This is a genomic window from Williamsia phyllosphaerae (assembly GCF_014635305.1).
GTDB classification, from domain to species: domain Bacteria; phylum Actinomycetota; class Actinomycetes; order Mycobacteriales; family Mycobacteriaceae; genus Williamsia_A; species Williamsia_A phyllosphaerae.
The window spans coordinates 1802790-1820902 of record NZ_BMCS01000001.1; the positions used below are offsets into that span (position 1 = coordinate 1802790).

Annotated in this window: 20 protein-coding genes; 11 read left to right on the plus strand and 9 right to left on the minus strand. The window is 68.5% G+C overall.

Going from position 1 to position 18113, the window contains the following annotated elements; all coding sequences use genetic code 11:
• Position 1: 1 nt before the first annotated feature.
• Complete coding sequence (locus IEV93_RS08535; protein ID WP_188488739.1) at positions 2 to 1504, minus strand: aldehyde dehydrogenase; 1503 nt, start codon at positions 1502 to 1504, stop codon at positions 2 to 4.
• An 88-nt stretch (positions 1505 to 1592) separates the two neighbouring features.
• A complete protein-coding gene (locus IEV93_RS08540; RefSeq protein ID WP_229704976.1) occupies positions 1593 to 2255 on the minus strand; it encodes an LON peptidase substrate-binding domain-containing protein in 663 nt (220 codons plus the stop codon).
• A gap of 84 nt (positions 2256 to 2339) precedes the next feature.
• Here IEV93_RS08540 and IEV93_RS08545 point away from each other — a divergent pair, with 84 nt between their 5' ends.
• A complete protein-coding gene (locus IEV93_RS08545; RefSeq protein WP_188488741.1) occupies positions 2340 to 3008 on the plus strand; it encodes a class I SAM-dependent DNA methyltransferase in 669 nt (222 codons plus the stop codon).
• On the opposite strand, the gene IEV93_RS08550 is transcribed toward IEV93_RS08545, so the two are convergent.
• Entirely contained in the window at positions 2995 to 3300 is a 306-nt protein-coding gene (locus tag IEV93_RS08550) for an antibiotic biosynthesis monooxygenase family protein (protein WP_188488743.1), read from the minus strand. The genes IEV93_RS08545 and IEV93_RS08550 overlap by 14 nt on opposite strands.
• Between IEV93_RS08550 and IEV93_RS08555 the strand changes: the two genes are divergently transcribed.
• Positions 3299 to 4117: an alpha/beta fold hydrolase gene (locus IEV93_RS08555; RefSeq protein ID WP_188488745.1), complete on the plus strand. Its 819-nt coding sequence runs from the start codon at positions 3299 to 3301 to the stop codon at positions 4115 to 4117. The genes IEV93_RS08550 and IEV93_RS08555 overlap by 2 nt on opposite strands.
• On the opposite strand, the gene IEV93_RS08560 is transcribed toward IEV93_RS08555, so the two are convergent.
• Positions 4075 to 5001 (minus strand): iron-sulfur binding domain-containing protein, encoded by a 927-nt coding sequence (locus tag IEV93_RS08560; RefSeq protein WP_188488747.1) that lies wholly within the window; start codon positions 4999 to 5001, stop codon positions 4075 to 4077. The two genes, IEV93_RS08555 and IEV93_RS08560, sit on opposite strands and share 43 nt — an antisense overlap.
• Between IEV93_RS08560 and IEV93_RS08565 the strand changes: the two genes are divergently transcribed.
• Complete coding sequence (locus IEV93_RS08565; RefSeq protein ID WP_188488750.1) at positions 5000 to 5650, plus strand: carbonic anhydrase; 651 nt, start codon at positions 5000 to 5002, stop codon at positions 5648 to 5650. The genes IEV93_RS08560 and IEV93_RS08565 overlap by 2 nt on opposite strands.
• A gap of 72 nt (positions 5651 to 5722) precedes the next feature.
• A complete protein-coding gene (locus IEV93_RS08570) occupies positions 5723 to 6475 on the plus strand; it encodes a hypothetical protein (RefSeq protein WP_188488752.1) in 753 nt (250 codons plus the stop codon).
• A gap of 19 nt (positions 6476 to 6494) precedes the next feature.
• Here the strand turns inward: IEV93_RS08570 and disA are convergent, their stop codons facing one another.
• Positions 6495 to 7577 (minus strand): DNA integrity scanning diadenylate cyclase DisA, encoded by a 1083-nt coding sequence (disA, locus tag IEV93_RS08575; RefSeq protein ID WP_188488754.1) that lies wholly within the window; start codon positions 7575 to 7577, stop codon positions 6495 to 6497.
• 46 nt (positions 7578 to 7623) lie between these two features.
• Here disA and IEV93_RS08580 point away from each other — a divergent pair, with 46 nt between their 5' ends.
• Complete coding sequence (locus IEV93_RS08580; RefSeq protein WP_229704977.1) at positions 7624 to 8172, plus strand: PaaI family thioesterase; 549 nt, start codon at positions 7624 to 7626, stop codon at positions 8170 to 8172.
• Between the two features lie 7 nt (positions 8173 to 8179).
• On the opposite strand, the gene radA is transcribed toward IEV93_RS08580, so the two are convergent.
• Positions 8180 to 9556: a DNA repair protein RadA gene (radA, locus tag IEV93_RS08585; protein WP_188488756.1), complete on the minus strand. Its 1377-nt coding sequence runs from the start codon at positions 9554 to 9556 to the stop codon at positions 8180 to 8182.
• A gap of 43 nt (positions 9557 to 9599) precedes the next feature.
• Positions 9600 to 10331 (minus strand): copper chaperone PCu(A)C domain-containing protein, encoded by a 732-nt coding sequence (locus IEV93_RS08590; RefSeq protein WP_188488758.1) that lies wholly within the window; start codon positions 10329 to 10331, stop codon positions 9600 to 9602.
• Between the two features lie 234 nt (positions 10332 to 10565).
• On the opposite strand from IEV93_RS08590, the gene IEV93_RS08595 reads away from it, so the two are divergent.
• The 6 genes from IEV93_RS08595 (at position 10566) to IEV93_RS08620 (ending at position 15115) form a co-directional block, all read left to right on the plus strand.
• Positions 10566 to 11054, plus strand: coding sequence for a CarD family transcriptional regulator (locus IEV93_RS08595; protein ID WP_188488760.1), 489 nt, complete (start codon positions 10566 to 10568; stop codon positions 11052 to 11054).
• Positions 11055 to 11066: 12 nt separating this feature from the next.
• Positions 11067 to 11744, plus strand: a complete 678-nt coding sequence (ispD, locus tag IEV93_RS08600; protein WP_188488762.1) for a 2-C-methyl-D-erythritol 4-phosphate cytidylyltransferase — start codon at positions 11067 to 11069, stop codon at positions 11742 to 11744.
• Positions 11741 to 12235, plus strand: a complete 495-nt coding sequence (gene ispF / locus IEV93_RS08605; protein ID WP_229705144.1) for a 2-C-methyl-D-erythritol 2,4-cyclodiphosphate synthase — start codon at positions 11741 to 11743, stop codon at positions 12233 to 12235. Before ispD ends, ispF begins: the two co-directional genes overlap by 4 nt.
• 11 nt (positions 12236 to 12246) lie before the next feature.
• Positions 12247 to 13638 carry a cysteine--tRNA ligase gene (cysS, locus tag IEV93_RS08610; protein WP_188488766.1) on the plus strand — a complete coding sequence of 464 codons (1392 nt, stop codon included), beginning with the start codon at positions 12247 to 12249 and terminating at the stop codon, positions 13636 to 13638.
• Positions 13638 to 14609: a 23S rRNA (guanosine(2251)-2'-O)-methyltransferase RlmB gene (gene rlmB, locus IEV93_RS08615; protein WP_188488768.1), complete on the plus strand. Its 972-nt coding sequence runs from the start codon at positions 13638 to 13640 to the stop codon at positions 14607 to 14609. Before cysS ends, rlmB begins: the two co-directional genes overlap by 1 nt.
• A 110-nt stretch (positions 14610 to 14719) precedes the next feature.
• Positions 14720 to 15115 carry a hypothetical protein gene (locus tag IEV93_RS08620; RefSeq protein ID WP_188488770.1) on the plus strand — a complete coding sequence of 132 codons (396 nt, stop codon included), beginning with the start codon at positions 14720 to 14722 and terminating at the stop codon, positions 15113 to 15115.
• Here the strand turns inward: IEV93_RS08620 and IEV93_RS08625 are convergent, their stop codons facing one another.
• Both IEV93_RS08625 and IEV93_RS08630 read right to left on the minus strand, forming a co-directional pair.
• Complete coding sequence (locus IEV93_RS08625) at positions 15116 to 16408, minus strand: HNH endonuclease signature motif containing protein (RefSeq protein WP_229704978.1); 1293 nt, start codon at positions 16406 to 16408, stop codon at positions 15116 to 15118. It abuts the gene before it with no gap.
• Between the two features lie 135 nt (positions 16409 to 16543).
• Entirely contained in the window at positions 16544 to 18106 is a 1563-nt protein-coding gene (locus tag IEV93_RS08630) for an AMP-binding protein (protein ID WP_188488774.1), read from the minus strand.
• Positions 18107 to 18113 lie beyond the last annotated feature (7 nt).

Sequence of the window (18113 nt, forward strand, 5' to 3'; positions counted from 1 at the left end):
ATCAGACCTGTGGGGTGTAGCCCATCGGCAGGATGATCGACTTGTGCTCCAGGTAGGACTCGAGGCCCTCCTTGCCGTTCTCGCGGCCGATCCCGGAGTTCTTGTAGCCGCCGAACGGCGACGACGGGTCGATGGCGTACCAGTTGATGCCCAGGGTGCCGGTGCGGATCTTCGATGCGATCTCGAGGCCGCGTTCGACGTCGGCGGTCCAGATCGCCCCGGCCAGACCGTATTCGGAGTCGTTGGCGATGTCGATCGCCTCCTCGACGGTGTCGTAGTCGATGACCGAGAGCACCGGGCCGAAGATCTCCTCCTGGGCGATGGCCATGTCGTTGGTGACGCCGGTGAAGACAGTCGGGCTCAGGAAGTATCCGGAGTCGAGGCCCTCGGGGCGGCTGCCGTCGAGTGCCGGGGTGGCACCAGCCTCCTTGCCGAGCCTGATGTAGTTCTCCACCTTGTCGCGCTGCTTGGAGGTGATCAGGGGGCCGAGCTTGGCCTCGGGATCGCTCGGCACGCCGGGCGTCATGGTCTTCGCGGCGGCGATCACCGCCTCGACGATCTCGTCGCGACGTGCGCGGGGCACCAGGATGCGGGTCTGCGCGACGCAGGCCTGACCGTTGTTGAACAGGCCGTAGAACGCGAGCATGCCCGCGATCTCGTCGATGTTGGCGTCGTCGAGGACGATGGCGGCGGACTTGCCGCCGAGTTCGAGTGAGCACCGCTTGAGCTGCTCGCCGCACGCCGCGCCGATCGCACGGCCGGCGGCGGTGGACCCGGTGAAGGTGATCTTGTCGACCTGCGGGTGGTTCACGAGAGCCTTGCCGGTCTCGACCCCACCGGTGACGACCGACAGCACGCCGTCGGGCACGCCGGCCTCGGAGAAGATCTCGCACAGGACGAAGGCGCTCAGAGGTGTCTCGGGCGCGGGCTTGAGGACGACGGAACATCCCGCGGCCAGTGCCGGTCCGAGCTTGTTGCACAGCAGGAACAGGGGGACGTTCCACGCGGTGATCGCACCGACGACGCCGACCGCCTCACGCTGGATCTTCGTCTGTCCGAACAGTCCGGTCCGGTACTCCACCCAGGGGTACTCGCGCGCGGCCTCGGCGTAGGCGCGGAGCACGCCGGTGCCCGGAAGCTGTTGCAGCGTGGCGATGTCCATCTGACTCGCGCCCATCTCGGCCGACACCAGGGAGCCGATGACACCCATCCGCGCGTCGATGAGATCGGCGACCTTGGCGATCACGTCGGCGCGTTCGGCCGGGGTCTTGTCGGCCCAGACGCCGGAGTCGAAGGCGGCGCGGGCGGCGGCGACGGCGGTGTCGACGTCGGTGGCGTCGCCGTGCGGAGCGCTGCCGACGCGCTCGCCGGTGGCGGGGGAGAAGACCTCGAGCACGTCGGTGGAGTGCGGTGCCTCCCACTGTCCGCCGATGTAGAGCTTGTCGTAGTCGTACGAGCCGGTGCCCGCGGTGTCGGGGGCGGCGGTGTCGACGGTGTCGGTCATTGGAGTGCTCCAGTGCAGTTGTGGCGTGGTCCCTGTCACACCAATACTAGAACAGGTTCCAATTTTGCCAACCCCTGTTGCCTGTGGATCAGTCCAGCAGCTGGAACTGGATGGCCGCGGTGACCGACTCGACCGCCTCGGCCAAGACGCCGATCCGTTCCTGGGCCGAGGGCGCGGCGAGGATCGCATACCGATCGGCCTGGCCCAGCGGTACCTGGCCGGCCCATCGGAACGCCCGGTCGACGTCGCCGTAGACGGTGTCGTCGAACTGCGCCTCGGTGCGCCCGGCCGTGCGGACCAACTCGAACAGGGCGCGGATGTCCTCGGCGACCTCCGCGTACAGGGTCTCGAGCGACGCCTGTTCGAGGGCGGTCACCGATTCGTCGGGAAACGGCTCGACGGTGGCCATCGGGTAGGGGTCGTCGGGCAGCCACTCCACCACGCGCAGGCGATCGGCGCCGACGCACCGCAGCAGTGCCCGGCCGTCGTCCTTGATGTGATGCTCGACGATCGTCGCCTCGGTGGCCACCATGTGCCGTTCGTCGCCGCCGCCGAGTTCGCGTCCCCGCGCGATCAGCACGACGCCGAAGGAGGGTTCGGGCGCTTCGAGACAGGCCGCGAGCATCTCGCGATACCTCGGTTCGAAGATCTGCAGCGGCAGGATCTCGCCGGGTAGCAACGCCATGCCGAGCGGGAACATGGGGAGCGGCGTCCCGGAGGGCGCAGCCGCCTCTCCGGAAGGTTCTGCCATGTGGTCAACGGTAGCGGCGCCGCGCTGATTCGGCCAGGCACCGTCGGTGGCGGCCCGACCCGTTTCTGCGCCTACCCTGCGGACATGGACGACATCGAACGGGCCGCGCTTCGTACGACGTATGACGTCGTCGCCGAATCGTACGCAAACCTGTTGCCGGACTGTTCGTTCGAGGCGGACGTGGACATCGCGATGATCGACCACTTTATCGAACTGGCCCCGGGTCGCCGCATCCTCGACGCCGGATGCGGAGCCGGGCGGATAGTGTCACATCTGAAGTCGCTGAACCCTGAACTGAGGGTGTCGGGGGTCGACCTGTCGGAGGAGATGGTTCGCAGGACCCTGGCGCGGGGTGCGGCCGACGACGTCGTCCAGGGGGATCTGTCCCGGCTCCCCCACACAGACGGCCGCTTCGACGGGGTCCTGGCGTGGTACTCGATCATCCATTTCTCGCCGGACGACCTGATCGGGCCGCTCGCCGAGTTCCGTCGGGTTCTCCGGCCGGGCGGCGTCGTTCTCGTCGCGTTCCAGGCGGGAACCGGTCGTCGCAACATCACGCGGGCCTACGGTCACGACGTCGACATGACGGCATTCCGGCACTCCGCGGAGGACGTCGTGGAGGCGATGCGGGCCGTGGGTCTCGAGACCGTCGCACGTCTCGAGCGGGCCGCACGCCCGGTGGATGCCCACCCGCAGGGCTTCGTCGTCGGGCGGCGATCCGACGACAGCGTGGCGGGCGTCAGCTCGGTTTGACGTCCAGCACGACCTCGAACTCCAGGAGCGACGCACCGCTCGACACGGGGTTCGCGCGCTCACCCGCGTGGGCGGCGCGGGCGGGGCCGTCGGCCCAGGCGGCGAACGCCTCCTCGGTCTCCCACTGCGTCACCACGAAGTAGCGGTCCTCGCCCTTGGTGGGTCGCAGCAGTTGGAAGCCCAGGAACCCGGGTGTCCCGTCGACGCTGTGGGCGCGGTTGCCGAAGCGCTTCTCCAGCTCAGGGCCTGCGCCGTCGGGAACCGAGATTGCGTTGATCTTCACGACTGCCATGGTCGCTATCGTATCCACCGTGACGGCCGACTCGGGATCGTGGGAGACCGGACTGCGCGATCACGGCAGCGACGCCGGGGACAGTGCGCCGACCATTGTGCTCCTCCACGGCCTGATGGGGCGGGGACGGACCTGGCGTCGGCAGATCCCCTGGTTGCGACGCCACGGACGCGTCTTCACCGTCGACGCGGCGTGGCACACCGGGGCGGGTTCGATCGACCTCGACGATGTCGCGGCCGACGAGATCGCCACCGAGAGGTTCGTCGCCGACGTCGCCGAGTGTCTCGTGTGGATCGACCGCGGGCCTGCGGTGTTGATCGGCCACTCGATGGGCGGCCTCCACGCCTGGTGCACCGCGGCGCAGTACCCGGAACTCGTTGCCGCGCTTGTGGTCGAGGACATGGCGCCGGACTTCCGAGGACAGACCACGAGGTCCTGGACGCCGTGGTTCTCGTCGTGGCCGGACCGGTTCGCGACCCGGGCGCAGGCCGACGAGATGTTCGGGCCCGTGGCGGGGCGCTACTTCTACGAGGCGTTCGACGACGGCCGACTGCACGGGGACCTCGAGATCTGGGCGGCGATCGCCGAGGAGTGGGGGCAGCGGGATTTCTGGGCGCAGTGGGAGCAGGTCGAGGCGCCGACGCTGCTGCTGGAGGCCGAGTTCTCCGTGACCCCGGACGGTCAGATGGCCCGGATGGCCGAGACGAACCCGCACGCAACCCATCTGGCGATCCCCGGCGCGGGACATCTGGTCCACGACGACAAGCCTGCGGTCTACCGCGGAGCGGTGGAGGCCTTCCTCTCCGGCGTTCTCTGAGTGGATTCGCCCGCGAGGCAGAAGCGTCCGTCGGGCATGGTCTCGAGGAGACCGTCGGCCAGCAGGGAGTCGAGTGCCCGTTCCCGCTGCCCGATGTCGGTGGTCCAGATGGCGTCGATGCGGTCGCGGCCGACCGGACCGTCGCTGCCGCGGAACTCGTCGAGCAGCAGTCCGCGCACCTGGCGGTCGGTGCCCGCGAACTTCTGCACCTTCTTGACGGTGGTGACCGCGGGCCGGCCCAGGCCGACCCAGAGGCATTCGGGGACCGGACAATCACCGCAGCGGGGGTTCTTGGCCGTGCAGACCAGTGCGCCCAGTTCCATCAGCGCGGCCGAGAACCGCGGGGCGCGGGCGGGGTCGTCGGGCAGCAGTGCCTGCGCGTCGGCCAGGTCGGTGCGCGCGGGGTTCCCGGCGTCGCCGCGACCGTGGACCGCGCGTGCGATGACGCGTCGCACGTTGATGTCGACCACCGGCACCGACTGGTCGAACGCGAAACAGGCCACCGCCCGCGCGGTGTAGTCACCGATGCCGGGCAGCGTCAGCAGCGTCTCGACATCGCTGGGGACGACATCGTCGAAGCGGGTGGCCAACGCGGTCGCACACTCGTGCAGTCGCATCGCGCGGCGCGGGTAACCGAGCTTGCCCCACGCGCGCACCACCTCGCCGACGCCGGAGGAGGCCATCGCCGAGGGCACCGGCCACCGCTCGACCCACTCCAGCCACTTCGGGATCACCCGGGCCACCGGCGTCTGCTGCAACATGATCTCGCTGATGAGGATCTGCCAGGGTGTCACCGACTCCCCGCGCCACGGGAGGTCGCGTTCATGCACGTCGAACCATGTCAGGAGGCGCTGCTGAAACGCATTCGGCAGAATGTCAGACATGGCAAACATGACCCCAGCACAGGCGTGGCGCGAGATGCGCGACGGAAATGACCGATTCGTCAACGGTGAACCCAAGCATCCGAGCCAGGGTATCGACGACCGGAACCGTCTGACCGGCGGGCAGACCCCGAAGGCGGTTCTGTTCGGCTGCTCGGACTCCCGGGTGGCGGCCGAGATCGTGTTCGACCAGGGACTCGGCGATCTCTTCGTCGTGCGGACCGCCGGCCAGGCCATCGACTCGGCGGTGCTGGGCTCGATCGAGTTCGCCGTGGCCGTGCTGAAGGTGTCGCTCATCGCGGTCCTCGGTCACGACAGCTGCGGCGCGGTGGGCGCGACGATCAAGGCGGTCGACGAGGCCCAGATCCCCGGCGGCTACATCCGCGACGTGGTCGAGAAGGTGACGCCGAGCGTGCTGGCGGGTAAGGCCGAGGGCCTGACCCGCGTCGACGAGTTCGAGGCCCGCCACGTCCAGGAGACCACCAAGCTCCTCACCGAGCGCAGCCGGATCATCGCCGATGCGATCGAGGCCGGCGAACTGGGCATCGTGGGTCTCACCTACAGCCTCGCCGAGGGACGCGCGTGGTTGCGTGAGGTGGTGGGTGAGGTCAGCGACCAGCCGGACACCGACCACGCCCTCCCGTCGGTGTGAGCTGAACACTTTGTGACCGACACGCCGCGGCAGGTCAGACGGGTCACCGACCCCGGCCGATAGCGTTGAAACGTGTTGGAACCGCAGGGACCTCTCCCACCCGAGATCTATTGGCGTCGCCGCGCGCTCGCCGTCGGCGTGGTGGTGTTGGTCGTCGTGGTGATCGTCGGCATCATCGTGTTGGCCACCGGTGGGTCGGGCGACAAACCGACCAACACCAGCGCGAGCCTGAGCACTTCTCCGTCGTCGACCCAGCTCCCGGAGAGCATCGACCCGTCGCAGTCCGGGGTCACCGGCGGCGGTGGATCCGGTGGCGGTTCGGCCGCGCCCTCGAGCTCCGGCGCACCGGCTTCGTCCAGCCCGTCCTCGTCCGGGGCGCCGCAGAGTTCTCAGGCCCCGGGGGCGGTCCCGGCCAGCGGACTGTGCCCTGACCAGAACATCTCGGTGGTGCTCTACACCGACAAGCCCTCGTACACGACCGGCGAGAAGCCGACCTTCACACTGGTCGTCACCAACGCGGGTCTCACCGAGTGCACCCGTGACGTCGGCAAGGACATGCAGAACGTCACCGTGCGCAGCCTCGACGGGACGCGCTACATCTGGTCGGCGACGGACTGCTCGCCGATCAACACCGTCAACAACCAGCTGCTCAAGCCCGCACAGCAGTTCAAGGACACGATCGTCTGGTCGGGCACGACCAGCGCGCCCGGCTGCAAGCTGCCGCGCGTGCAGGCAGGCGCCGGTCCGTACCAGGCCGTCGGCGAACTCGGCCAGCGTCAGAGCGCGCCGATCACGTTCAACTTCACCAACCCGCCCGGCGCCTGATCGCACCGGGAGCTCAGAGCTAGTCGAACCGTTCGATGGTCGTCTCGGCCAGGCGGGACAGGCCCTCCCGGATGTGTCGGGCCCAGATGCCGCCGATGCCGTCGATGGCCTGCAGGTCCGACGCGCTCGTGGCGAGGAGGGCCTGCAGGGTTCCGTAGCTGCGGACCAGGCGGTCCAGATGGGCGAACTGCAACCCCGATATCCGTGCGAGCAGGCGATAGCCGCGCGGGCTCATCGTCGTGTCCTGCGCGTCGAGGGTGGTCGGGTAGCCGAACGCGCCCGCCAGCAGCGTCTGGTCGAGCAGGTCGGTGTCGTTGAGCGCCTCGATGGCCTCGATCGCCTGCCGGACCTCCTCGATGGTCGCCGGTTCCGGACTGGAGTAGTAGTCGCGGACCACGAGTTCGCGCATCGAGTCGTTGTCGCCGACCAGCTCCTCGAGCTGCAGACTCAGCTGGCGGCCGTTGGCGCCCAGCTCGAGCACGTACTGCTCGATCTCCATCGACACCCGGCGCACCATCTCCATCCGCTGCACCGCGGTCATGGCCTCGCGCAGGGAGACGTAGTCCTCGATCTCCGCTCGTGACAGTGCGGCACTGACGTCGTCGAGCCGCGTCTTGTAGCGCTGCAGGGTCGCGACGGCGAGGTTCGCGCGCGACAGGATCGGGTCGGAGCCCTCTACGACGTGCCGGATACCCGCGACGTACGCGCTGACGATCGACATCGACGCACTGACCGAGATCACCGGATGACCGGTCTGGATGGCGGTGCGTTCGGCCGCCCGGTGTCGGGTGCCCGACTCCTCGGTGGGGATCGACGGGTCGGGAACCAACTGCACGTTCGCGCGCAGGATGCGGGTCCCGTCGGTCGAGAGAACCACGGCGCCATCCATTTTCGACAGCTCACGGAGCCGGGTCGGGGCGAACTCCACGTCGAGCGCGAACCCGCCGTCACAGATGCGTTCCACGTCGTCGTCGTAGCCGAGGACGATGAGCGCTCCGGTGCGACCCCGCAGGATGCGCTCGAGGCCATCGCGCAGGCCGGTGCCCGGGGCCACCCGCGCGATGGTGGCGCGGAGCAGATCGCCGTGCGTCACGTCCGCCATGGGTGAGTCTCTCCGTCGTGGGTCACGCCGACTAGATTAACTGCGTGTGAAGAGCACCTTTGTCGTACCCGACGGTCTCGAGCCGGCCCAGCGCCGCACCGACGCCCTGGCGCCGGGAGATCGGATGCCCTCCCACAACCGGATGTGCTTCGGTTGTGGACCGGATGCCCCCAACGGCCTGCACCTCGACGCCCGCGCCGGCGAGGGCATGGCGATCACCGGTCAGATGGTCGTCGAACCGCACTTCGAGGGTGGTCCGGGCATGATCCACGGCGGCATCCTGTCGTCGGCGTTCGACGAGATCATGGGCATGAACGTGATGCTGATGGGGGTCACCGCGGTGACCGCGGTGCTCAACATCGACTTCGCCAAGCCGATCCAGCTCGGCAGCAGGCTGCGGTTCGACACCGAGATCCTGGGGACTCAGCGCCGCAAGGTCTACGTTCGTGCCGTCGCACACCTCATCGCCGACGACGGCCGCGCCGGCGACGAGGTGGGTGGCGCGCACGGCCTGTTCATCGTCGTCGACCCCCGCGTGCACTTCCGTGAGAGCCGGGCCAAGAGCCAGTTCGCGTCACCGGAGTTCGGCGGCTGAACGCAGGTCAGAAGCGATAGGTGTCGGCGCTGGTGACCAGCGCCGCCCGGACCGCCTCGTGCAGGTCGGCCACCTGGGTCACCTTGATGCCTGCGGGGAGGTCGGTGGACCCGGCGGGCACGATCGCGTGTCGGAACCCGAGACGCTTGGCCTCGGCCACCCGACGGCCCACCCCGGACACCCGGCGCACCTCCCCGGCGAGCCCGACCTCGCCGATGGCGACGGTCGAGCGCGGCAGCGGCTTCATCTTCACGATCGAGCCGACCGACAGCGCGATGGCGAGATCGGCAGCGGGCTCGGTGAGCTTCATCCCGCCGACGGTGGCCACGTAGACCTCGACGGTGGACACCTTCACATCGATACGGCCCTCGAGAACGGCCAGGATCATCGCCACCCGCTGGGAGTCCAGGCCGCTGACGGCCCGTCGGGGCGAACCGTTCTGGGTGGGGGAGACCAGCGCCTGCACCTCACCGACCATCGGCCGTTTGCCGTCCATCGCGACGGTGATGGCGGTGCCGGGCACCTCGGAGTCGCGATGGTGCAGGAACAGGCCGGACGGATCGGGGACCTCGTGGATGCCGTCGCCGCGTTGCTCGAAGCAGCCCACCTCGTCGGACGCGCCGAACCGGTTCTTGATGCCCCGCACCATCCGGAGCGACGAGTGCTTGTCGCCCTCGAAGGCCAGCACGACGTCGACGAGGTGCTCCAACGATCGGGGGCCGGCGACGGCGCCGTCCTTCGTGACGTGGCCGACGAGGATGATGGCGATCCCGGAGTTCTTCGCCAGCGATGTCAGTGCCGTTGTCACCGAACGGATCTGGGTGACACCGCCGTTGACGCCATCGGATCCGCCGGCGACCATGGTCTGCACCGAGTCGACGATCATCAGGCTCGGCTGCACCTGTGCGGCGTGACCGAGGACGGTGTCGAGATCGGATTCGGCGGCGAGGTAGACCTCGGGGTGCACCGCGCCGGTGCGCTCGGCGCGCAACCGGACCTGGGCGGCCGACTCCTCGCCGGTGATGTAGAGCGCCCGCTTGCCCTGCACGGCCCAGCGTTTCACCGTCTCGAGCAGCAGCGTGGACTTGCCGACGCCGGGCTCGCCGGCGAGCAGCACCACCGATCCCGGCACCACACCGGATCCGAGGACCCGGTCGAGTTCACCGATACCCGTCGGGAACGCCGCGGCGGCGGTGGGATCGATCTCGGTGATCGGGCGGGCCGGGGTGGACGGGGCGATCGCGACGGAACCACGCGTCGACGTGGCCACGGTGGCGACCTCGTCTATCGAGCCCCACTCACCGCACTCGGGACAACGTCCGACCCACTTGGTGGACTGATGGCCGCAAGCGGTGCATCGATAGGACGAACGGGGTTTGGCCACGCGGCAACACTATCGACGCGGACCGACACTCCCCGGGGAGGACTCAGCCCTCGCCTTCGCTCGCGCTTCCCTCTTCTTCGCCGCCGCCGGGGTTCTGCACCGCGCGCTCGTCACGCGGCAGGACCGAACCGGCGTCGACCGGGACGTTCAGTGTGGTCTTGCCCGCCTCGGCGAAGGTGAACACCAACGGCACGGTGAGGCCGGGGGTGATCTGCTTGCCCGCGCCGGTCAGCGTCACGGTGATGCGGGTCTCGCTCGGATCGGCGGAGTTGTTCGACGACGACGTGCTCGACGGTGCCGAGCTGGACGGGACACTGCTCGACGAGGACGGGCTGGACGACTCACTGCTCGAGGAGGACGGGCTCGTCGACGCGGTGGGCGACGTGAGGAGCTGGGACGGCTGGCCCGCGCGCAACGTCTTGGTCGCCGGGATGTCCTGGCTGCCGTCGATGGTCACGGTCCCGGTGCCGGACGCGAACGTGATCGACTGCAGCCGGTCGTTCTTGTACGGGCTGTTGTTCGAGATCAGGAACGCCAGTTCCAGCGGCCCGCCGTTGACGAACGCGGCGTTGCCCGACGAAGGGAACACGACGTGGACGTCACGCAGGGCGATGTCGCCGAGGGTGGCGAACGAGCCGTTCACCGCGGCGGCCTGATTGGTGGTCTGGGCGATCTGGCCGGCGCCGCACGCGGTGGTACCGAGGGCCAATGCGCCGCCCATGGCGGCGATCGCAGCGACGCGAGTCAGGTGACGAAAGGGGTTGAGCTCTGACACCGGGTTTCCTTCTCGCTGGGGACGACGGCCGGATGGCGCACTACGCAGCGTAGTGGCCGCGGCGGCCCGAAGCGCGTTCGGGTGCCCAAATGACCGTGCTCACCGCGTGATACGGCACCGCCGACCTGTGATCGTTGGGGGTGGATCGCTGCTGGTAGGCCGCTGACCTGCACCGTTGTGTGATACCCCCACGGGCCCCGTGGTAAGCTGACCCAATCGAAAGGGGCTTGGAACTTGAATTTCAAAGTCGGCGACACCGTTGTATACCCCCATCACGGTGCTGCTCTAGTCGAAGACATCGTGGTCCGCACCATCAAGGGCGAGCAGGTCGAGTACGTCGTCCTGAAGATCGCGGACGGTGACATGACCGTACAGATCCCGTCCACGAAGCTCGAGTACGTCGGTGTTCGCGACGTCGTCGGCGTCGAGGGCCTGGACAAGGTGTTCGATGTCCTCCGCGCGCCCCACACCGAAGAGCCCACCAACTGGGCGCGTCGTTTCAAGGCCAACCAGGAGAAGCTGATCTCGGGCGACATCATCAAGGTGTCGGAGATCGTGCGTGACCTGTGGCGTCGTGAGCAGGATCGCGGTCTGTCCGCAGGTGAGAAGCGGATGCTGACGCGTGCCCGTCGCGTGCTGGTCGACGAGTTGTCGCTGGCCCAGGGCACCGACAACGCTCGGGCCGACCTGATCCTCGACGAGGTTCTCGCACCCGCCTCGTAAGAGAGTCCCTTTGTGTCCACCGTCTGCCTGATCCCGGCTGCGGGAGCGGGTACCCGTCTGGCCGCCGGTCGACCCAAGGCGTTCGTCGATCTCGTCGGTCAGACAATCCTCGAACGTGCCGTTCGTGGAGTGCTCGATGCCGACGTCGATGCTGTCGTCGTCGCCGTCCCCGCCGACCTGGTGTCCGAGGCGCAGGCCCTGCTCCCGGACTGCCATGTCGTGGTCGGTGGCGCCGAACGCAGTGCGTCGGTGCGGGCCTGCATCACCGCGGCGACTGCGTCGTTCGACGTCGACGTGATCCTCATCCATGACGCAGCACGTGCGCTGACCCCGCCGGACCTGTTCCGCAGGGTCGTCGACGCGGTGCGTGCAGGTGCTCCGGCGGTCATCCCCGGTGTGCCGGTCACCGACACCCTCAAGGCCGTCGAACCCGGTGGCGGTGGTGAACGCGTCGTGGCCACCGTGGACCGCAGCGTCCTGCGCGCGGTCCAGACCCCGCAGGGCTTCGCGCCCGACGCACTGGCCCGCGCGCACGCGTCCGGCGGTCACGCGACCGACGATGCCGGACTGGCCGAGGCCGCGGGGATCCCGGTGACCGTGGTCCCGGGCGACCTGATGGCCTTCAAGATCACCACCGAGTGGGACCTGCGGCTCGCGCGCATGCTGCTCGAATCGACGGGAGTCCGCTGATGCGGGTGGGTATCGGTACCGACGTCCATCCGATCCAGGCGGGCAAACCCTGCTGGATGGTCGGCCTGCACTTCCCCGACGACCACGGCTGCGAGGGGCACTCCGACGGTGACGTCGGGGTTCACGCGCTGTGCGATGCGTTGCTCTCGGCCGCCGGTCTCGGCGACCTCGGGTCGGTGTTCGGCACCGGTCGCCCCGAGTGGGACGGCGTCGACGGCGCCACCATGCTGACCCACGTCCGCGGACTGATCTCCGACGCGGGATATCAGGTCGGCAACGCCGTGGTCCAGGTGATCGGTAACCGACCGAAGATCGGTCCCCGGCGCGAGCAGGCGCAGCAGTTGTTGTCCGACCTCGCCGGCGGACCCGTGTCGGTCTCGGCGACCACCACCGACGGTCTGGGACTGACCGGCCGCGGCGAGGGCATCGCCGCGGTTGCCACCGCCCTGCTGGTTGCCGCGGGTGGGCCCGCAGCTGCCGCGAGCCAGTAAGGTTCAACGTCGTGACCCTCCGTCTGTACGACACCGCCGCGCGCGCCCTGCGCGACTTCACCCCCGCGCAGCCGGGGCGTGCATCGGTGTACCTGTGCGGCGCGACGGTCCAGGGTGTCCCGCACATCGGTCACGTCCGCAGCGGTATCGCCTTCGACATCCTCCGCCGATGGCTCGAGCACAGCGGACTCGACGTGCTGTTCGTCCGCAACGTCACCGACATCGACGACAAGATCTTGACCAAGGCCGCCGACGCGGGCCGACCGTGGTGGGAGTGGGCGACCACCCACGAGCGCGCCTTCACCCTGGCCTACCAGCAACTCGGCGTCCTGCCGCCGTCGGCCGAGCCGCGGGCGACGGGGTTCGTCACCGAGATGGTCGAGTACATGGAGCGCCTCATCGAGCGGGGTCATGCCTACGCCTCGAACGGCGACGTCTACTTCGACGTGCGCAGCCTGCCCGAGTACGGCGCGCTCTCGGGACACCGACTCGACGACGTGCACCAGGGCGAGGGCCTCGCGACCGGTAAGCGCGACGAGCGCGACTTCACGATGTGGAAGGCGGCCAAGCCCGGCGAGCCCTCGTGGCCGACGCCGTGGGGCCCCGGCCGTCCGGGCTGGCATCTGGAGTGCTCGGCGATGGCCACCTCGCTGCTCGGCGCAGAGTTCGACATCCACTGCGGCGGTATCGATCTCATCTTCCCGCACCACGAGAACGAGATCGCCCAGGCGCACGGCGCGGGTGACCCGTTCGCCCGCTACTGGTTGCACAACGGCTGGGTCACCATGGGTGGCGAGAAGATGTCGAAGTCGCTGGGCAACGTCGTGTCGATCCCGGCGATGCTCGAGCGGGTCCGGCCGGTGGAGCTGCGCTACTACCTGGGCAGCGTCAACTACCGGTCCATGATCGAGTACTCCGAGGGTGCGTTGATGGAGGCCGCAGCAGGCTTCCGGCGCGTGGAATCGTTCGTGCACCGGGCGGTCACACGGTTCGGAGACGTGCCTGTCGGTGAGGTGACCGCGGAGTTCGCGGCCGCGCTCGACGACGATCTCGGCGTACCCGCGGCGCTCGCGCAGATCCACAACACGGTGCGCAGCGGGAATTCTGCGCTCGAGGCCGGCGACATCGAGCCGACCGTGGCCGCCGCGTCGTCGGTGCGCGCGATGATGGGCATCCTCGGCGTCGACCCGCTCGACGATCACTGGCGTTCCGACAGCGACGATTCCGACGCCATCGCGGCGCTCGACGTGCTCGTCGGCGCCGAACTCGATCGGAGAGCGAGCGCGCGCGCCGACAAGGACTTCGCGACCGCGGATGCGGTGCGCGACCGACTCGCCCAGGCCGGTGTCGAAGTGACCGACACCGCCGACGGCGCACAATGGAATCTCAAGGGACACAACTGATGGCCGGCAACTCCAAACGCAAGGGCGCGATTCGCAAAGAGGGTACGAAGAAGGGCCAGGTCGCCGGATCCGGCGGTAAGCGGCGCCGAGGGCTCGAGGGTCGCGGTGCCACGCCCAAGGCCGTGGACCGCCCGTACCACGCCGCACACAAGCGCTCGAATGCTGCCGCGAAAGCGGCGTCGGGCACTCCGCGCGGTCGGACCACGGCTGCACAACGGCGTGACGAGAACGCTCCGGAATACGTGTTGGGCCGCAACCCGGTCGTCGAGTGCCTGCGAGCGGGTGTCCCCGCGACCGCGCTGTACGTGATGGTCGGATCGGTGCCCGACGAGCGCGTCAGCGAGGCGGTCAAGTACGCCGGCGACAAGGGCATCGCGATCCTCGAGGCGCAGCGTTCCGAGTTGGATCGCATGAGTTCCAACGGATTACACCAGGGCATCGCCCTGCAGGTGCCGCCGTACCAGTACGCGCACCCCACCGATCTGATGCGGTCGGCGGTCGACAGTGGCACGCCGCCACTGCTCGTCGCGCTCGACAACATCACCGATCCCCGCAACCTCGGTGCGGTCATCCGGTCGGTGTCGGCGTTCGGCGGCCACGGGGTGGTCATCCCGCAGCGTCGCAGCGCGAGCGTCACCGCTGTCGCGTGGCGCACCAGCGCCGGTGCGGCCGCGCGCCTCCCGGTCGCCCAGGCGGCGAACCTGACCCGCACGCTCAAGGATTGGGCCGCCGACGGCGCCCAGCTCGTCGGCCTCGACGCCGAAGGGGACACCGAGCTCGACGGTTACGACGGCACCGGGCCGATCATCATCGTGGTCGGTTCGGAAGGAAAGGGATTGTCCCGCCTGGTCCGCGAGACCTGCGACAGCATCCTGTCGATCCCGATGGCCGGCCCGGTCGAGAGCCTCAACGCATCGGTCGCCGCGGGTGTCGTGCTCGCCGAGTTCGCCCGGCAGCGTCGTCAGGCCTGACTGTCTGAGGCGCTGGGCCGTAGAACAATACGCTTGTCTTGTTTGAATGACTGAGCAACAATTATGTCCGGTACTCACCAGTACCAGTTCATTCGTACAAGGAGGACATCATGCGTATCTCGACACGATTCTCTGTTGTCTTTGCAGCGACGATCGTGGCCCTCGGAACCATCGGCGCGGGGGCGGCAGTCGCGGCTCCCGGTACCGGCTCCACGTCCGGCTTCACCGCCGATCTGGTCGGATCGAACGGAAGCGAGGGGCTCAGTTGCGCTCTGAACGTGACGAACAACGGTCCGGCCACGGCGCGGAACGTCACCGTGTTCACCAACCCCGGACTGTTCGGGCCGAGGCCGGTGTCCCTCGGTGACATCGCGCCCGGCCAATCGAAGAAGAAGCTGCAGATCGATTGCGGAATTTTCGGTCGGCAGTTGTACCAATACGCTGTATCGACCACGCCAGATCTGAACCCGGGGAACAACGGCGCGGTCGTGTACACGCCCGGGTGATCAGGCGGCTAGGAGAGCGGTCAGTCGGTATTCGATCTGACTGAACCCGGGATCGCTGTGACCCGGTGGTGGCGGGGCCGTCGACGCGTGGGTGTGCCCGGTAGGTGTGGTGACCGTCGCCGAGTGTCGTCCGATGTCGACATCGCCGATGACCACGGTCCACCCCGGGTTCTGTTTGGCGCGATTGTGGGCGACGCACATGCCCAGTCCGTTGACCTCACTGGTCGCACCGCCATCGGCGTGCGGCTCGGCGTGGTCGTACTCGGCGATCGGTGCGTCGCAGTACGGGATCCGGCAGTCGTGGTCGCGCGAGTCCAGCAACGTCTTCAGCCCGGTCGGGAAGGTCCTCGCCTTCGAGTCCATCGCCACCAGCGTGCCCGTGGCCGGCGTCGCGTAGACACGGCGCAGCGTCACCAGTGCCTCGGCGTCGATCGAGGAGCGGATCATGTGTCGTGCGGTCGCGGCGGGGATGGGACCGTATCCGTCGACGTGTACCGCCGCATCCTCGGAGCCGCTCAGTATCGAGTCGGGCAACAGCAGGTTCACCGCGACCGGCATGGCCTCGGCGGTCGCGGCGCCGGTGGCCCGCTCGACCAGGGTGTCGGCCATGATCTGCGCGTGGCTACGCTCGTCGATCCCGCGGATCGCGTCCGCGTGCTTTTTCAGCGACGCGAACACCGAGATGCCCTGTCTCAGCGGGAGCAGAGCCGTCAGGCGGACCATCCCGTCCGGCGCGGGGCGGGTGCTGACGCGTCGATCCTTCTCCGCGTTCGCGTGGCGGTCGACGACGGCCTGCGCGTCGAGCTCGTAGGCCAGCTTCTTCGCCGCGGCGTCGACGGCACGGTCGCCGAGACCGTCGAGCGTGACGGGGTCGCTGCACAACCTGCGGTCGATCTCTTCGCGATCGACACGGGTGAGGTACGCGGTCTCGCGCACCAGGATGGTGGCGCGCCACTCGCTCAGTGCTCCCGACTCCAACGCCGCACGCGTATGCGGCATCTCGTTCATCAGCGCGCGGGCGAAGCCGAGGTGGCGGGATCCCTGGGCGCCTGACACCTTGCGTGCCAGCGCGATCTCCGAGGACATTCCGCGGCCTCGCCGAGCGGCGGGTACACCGCTGGTCGTCTCGGCCTCGATACGCAGTTCCTCGAACCGCATGGTGTCACGCGCCTGCGCCGCAGCACATCCCGCCTTGATCGACTCCAGCAGCGCGACACGTTCGATCGCTTTTTCTTCGTTCTCCGCGGGGGATTGTTCGGCGAGCGAACGCAGGATGGATTGCAGTGTGAGCACTGCCGTGTCCTGCGCGACGTCCATCGTTCCCCCGAAGATGTATCGAATGTGTGTTCGATACTAAAGTCGGGCGGATCCGGCGTCAAGCATTTCTGACGATTTGCTGCAGTGAATACTGTTGCTCGTCGGCACTTTTCAGTGCGGGGTCGAGTCGCGCTCCGCGTCGCGCAGCTCGTTCTTGCGAACCTTGCCCGTCGAGGTGCGTGGGATGGCGTCGGTGAACTCGATGTCGCGGGGCGCCTTGAACGACGCGATCAGACTCTTCACGTGTCGGGTCAGTTCCGCGGGCTCGACCTGGGCGCCGTCGGCGAGGACCACGAACGCCTTGGGACGTTCACCCCACTTGTCGTCGGCCACTCCGATTACCACCACGTCGGCGACGGCGGGGTGGCTCGCCAGCGCCTGCTCCACCTCGATGGTGGAGATGTTCTCGCCGCCGGAGATCACGACATCCTTCGCGCGGTCGAGCAGCTTCACGTAGCCGTCCGGCAGCATCACCCCGAGGTCGCCACTGTGGAACCATCCGCCGGCGAACGCCTCGGTCGTCGCTACCTGATCGTCGAAATAGCCCTTCATGACGCAGTTCCCGCGCATGACGATCTCACCCATCTCCACGCCGTCGGGTGTCACGTCGATCAGGGACCCGTCGTCGGCCGCATCGGGGCGGACCACCCGCAGCGGGTCGGCGGTCACCATGCCGACACCCTGGCGTGCCATCACGACGTCGAGTTCGTCCGAGCTCAACTCGCCCCAGCCGTCCTGGGGTTCGCAGATCGAGTACGGGCCGTAGGTCTCGGTGAGGCCGTAGACGTGTACGAGAGTCGCCCCGAGGGAACGGATCTGGCCCACGACGGTCGGGCTGGGTGGGGCGCCGGCGGTGACCACGGTGAGCGGCCCGTCGAGTTGATGGGCCTCGGGTGCCGACGCGAGCGTCGACAACACGGTGGGCGCGCCGCACATGTGATCGATGCCCTCGGTGTCGACGAGGCGCCAGATCTCGGCGCCCCGCACGGCGGGCAGACAGACGTGTCGGCCGGACACCGCGGTCACCGCCCAGGTGGTGCACCACCCGTTGCAGTGGAACATCGGCAGCGTCCACAGATAACGGGTCGCGTGGTCGAACCCCTGGTGGATGACCTCGCTCAGAGCATTCAGGTAGGCGCCGCGGTGGGTGTACATCACGCCCTTGGGGCGGCCGGTGGTGCCGGAGGTGTAGTTGATCGTGATGGTCGCGGTCTCGTCGGCGACCTCCCACGGGATGAACCCGTCGCCACCGCGGGCGGTGAACGCGTCGATGTCGTCGAGTGAGACGACCTCGCGCACCGGCAGCTCGACGTCGCCGAGAGCGCCGAGCAGATCGGCGTCGCCGAGCAGCAACGACGAACCGGAGTGTCGGCAGATGTACGCGACCTCCTCCGGCGACAACCTCGTGTTGATCGCGACCAGGACGCCGCCGGCCAGCGGCACGCCGTAGTGGGCGATCAGCAACTCGGCGCGATTGGTGGCCAGGTAGGCGACGCGGTCACCGGGCGAGACGCCCCAGTCGCGCAGTGCCCCGGCCAGTTGCTGCGCGGCGGCGGCGAACTCTGCGTTGGTGAGGCGCCGGTCGCCGTCGACGATCCCGATGGCCTCGGGGTGCACCTCGGCGGCACGGTCGAGGAAGCGCAACGGGGTGAGTTGGGTGTCGAGGCCTGACATGGCCTCG

Excerpts from the sequence above, each read along its gene's own strand:
- disA (WP_188488754.1), bottom strand. The coding sequence starts at position 7,577 with ATGGCGGACGTGACGCACGGCGATCTGCTCCGCGCCACCATCGCGCGG.
- IEV93_RS08565 (WP_188488750.1), top strand. The coding sequence starts at position 5,000 with ATGGCAAACATGACCCCAGCACAGGCGTGGCGCGAGATGCGCGACGGA.
- IEV93_RS08540 (WP_229704976.1), bottom strand. The coding sequence starts at position 2,255 with ATGGCAGAACCTTCCGGAGAGGCGGCTGCGCCCTCCGGGACGCCGCTC.
- IEV93_RS08555 (WP_188488745.1), top strand. The coding sequence starts at position 3,299 with ATGGTCGCTATCGTATCCACCGTGACGGCCGACTCGGGATCGTGGGAG.
- rlmB (WP_188488768.1), top strand. The coding sequence starts at position 13,638 with ATGGCCGGCAACTCCAAACGCAAGGGCGCGATTCGCAAAGAGGGTACG.
- IEV93_RS08545 (WP_188488741.1), top strand. The coding sequence starts at position 2,340 with ATGGACGACATCGAACGGGCCGCGCTTCGTACGACGTATGACGTCGTC.
- IEV93_RS08560 (WP_188488747.1), bottom strand. The coding sequence starts at position 5,001 with ATGTCTGACATTCTGCCGAATGCGTTTCAGCAGCGCCTCCTGACATGG.
- IEV93_RS08630 (WP_188488774.1), bottom strand. The coding sequence starts at position 18,106 with ATGTCAGGCCTCGACACCCAACTCACCCCGTTGCGCTTCCTCGACCGT.
- IEV93_RS08550 (WP_188488743.1), bottom strand. The coding sequence starts at position 3,300 with ATGGCAGTCGTGAAGATCAACGCAATCTCGGTTCCCGACGGCGCAGGC.
- IEV93_RS08535 (WP_188488739.1), bottom strand. The coding sequence starts at position 1,504 with ATGACCGACACCGTCGACACCGCCGCCCCCGACACCGCGGGCACCGGC.
- IEV93_RS08620 (WP_188488770.1), top strand. The coding sequence starts at position 14,720 with ATGCGTATCTCGACACGATTCTCTGTTGTCTTTGCAGCGACGATCGTG.